2 protein-coding genes are annotated in these 1497 nt (G+C 38.3%); both read left to right on the top strand.

Going from position 1 to position 1497, the window contains the following annotated elements; translation table 11 throughout:
* The coding region (locus JU82_RS04970; protein WP_294892171.1) for a hypothetical protein at positions 1-305 on the top strand (305 nt) is incomplete at its 5' end.
* A gap of 400 nt (positions 306-705) precedes the next feature.
* Positions 706-1497, top strand: a 792-nt coding sequence (locus tag JU82_RS04965) for a hypothetical protein (protein ID WP_294892169.1), incomplete at its 3' end; no start/stop codon positions are given.

Raw genomic sequence — 1497 nt, 5'->3', positions numbered from 1 at the left:
CAGCATTGCAAAGTTTCATAGAGGGCAAGCCCGCAATGATTAAGAAAGGTCTTTCTAAAAAGAGTATAGAAATGCTTATTGCTTTTTCAATTTTAATTATTTTAATCACTTTAACACTTAAGTTTTATTTAGCTGTTGATTTAACCCATCTTGAGATGCCTTTATCAAATATGTATTTGAATGTAGACGGGCGGATGACGATAGCGTATTTTAAAATGATCATATCAGGGGATTGGGCATTTTATGATGTTCCGACGACAGCTTTTCTTGAGCCTGTTTACTTTAGATGCCACATCAGTTTTTAATCTTTTTGTAATCTCTACTTTTTTCTTGAATGCGTTCGTGATGTACGCGGTTCTGAGAAAATTGAGAGTCAACCTTTTTCTGGCGGTTGCCGTCGCGTATCTGTTTACATTTCTCCCCTTCCACTATTTCAGATTAGGGCATACGTTTTATACCGGGTATTTTTTTATTCCCCTATGGATTTATTATCTGCTGCTGCTGCTGCATAACAAAAAGCCTCTTTTTTTCAAAGGGGGGGTGAATGAGGGCAGATATTCGTTTGATTATTCCAAGAAAAATTTGGGGATTATCGCTGTTTTAATCCTTTCGTCGACATGGAATTTTTATTACACCTTCTTCTTGGTCTGTCTGGTTGCGTTTACGTTGGTATCGAGTTATCTGTACCATAAAAACCGATACCATGTGTATTCTGCGTTATTGGTTTTTGCGTTTGCCGTCGTGCCGTTTGCTATGAATATGCTCCCTTACAAGATTTATGAGCATACCTATGGTAAAAACCTCAGTATCGCCCAGAGAAATCCGATCGAAGCCGAGACGTTGGGGCTAAAAATCATCCAACTTGTTTTGCCAGTGACACAGCACCATAGTAAAAAAATAGCAGATTTTAAAGATGGCTATAATAAAAACACGTTATTGGACAATGAAAGTAGAGATGCTTCTCTTGGATTTATTGCAACTTTAGGATTTTTGATTTTGGTTTTTGTCGTTTTTTTTCAGAGCCATTTTTCCAAGACGCTGGGCAGACTTTCGCAGCTTAATTTGGTTGCACTTTTATTATCGACGGTGGGGGGATTCGGGGTTGTATTTGCGTATCTCGTGACCCCTCAGATCAGAGCTTATAACCGGATCAGCGTTTTTATCGCGACACTGGCCTTTATGGCATTGGCGATCGTTATCAATCGGGTTGTTCGCAACCACGTCCACAAGAGAGTTTATGAGAACATACTTTTTTTTCTGCTGGCATCGGCCATCGGGGCTTTCGGTATCTGGGATCAAATACCGAAAAATGCCAAGATGGGAACATGGGAAAATTCAAAGACAGAATTCATATCGGATAAAAACTTTGTTAAAATTATTGAAGAAAATTTACATGAAAAAGAAAACTTTATGATTATTCAATTCCCCTATATGCCTTATCCTGAAAATGGACCCATCCATAGAATGAGAGATTATGAGCAGATATACGGTTATTTG

Origin of the sequence: Sulfuricurvum sp. MLSB, from assembly GCF_000747095.1 — a bacterium.
Taxonomy (GTDB): domain Bacteria; phylum Campylobacterota; class Campylobacteria; order Campylobacterales; family Sulfurimonadaceae; genus Sulfuricurvum.
Note: the sequence above shows the minus strand (reverse complement) of the source record. Positions and strands in the feature narration are given on the sequence as shown.